At 48.4% G+C, this 349-nt stretch carries 1 rRNA gene; it reads right to left on the bottom strand.

The annotated features are described in order from the left end of the window. Positions 1–230: ribosomal RNA gene (locus AC1DIT_RS28655) — 16S ribosomal RNA — on the bottom strand; the annotation flags it as partial. Positions 231–349: the final 119 nt, after the last annotated feature.

Here is a 349-nt window from a genome sequence, read left to right as displayed (position 1 = left end):
CATCCGATGGCGTGAGGCCCGAAGGTCCCCCACTTTGGTCCGAAGACGTTATGCGGTATTAGCTACCGTTTCCAGTAGTTATCCCCCTCCATCGGGCAGTTTCCCAGACATTACTCACCCGTCCGCCACTCGTCACCCAAGAAGCAAGCTTCTCTGTGCTACCGTTCGACTTGCATGTGTTAGGCCTGCCGCCAGCGTTCAATCTGAGCCATGATCAAACTCTTCAATTAAAAGTTCGATTTGCTGCAACAAGTGCAGCGATGCTCAAGTGTAAAACGTCATAATGAATTTCATTATGTGTTCACTCTTAAGACTTGATATTTTTTTCGCGTCCGGAGACGCTTGATAT

It is taken from the genome of Bacillus sp. 05T22 (assembly GCF_056396765.1).
The sequence above is the reverse complement of the archived record's forward strand: the minus strand, read 5'-3'. Positions and strand labels throughout refer to the sequence as shown.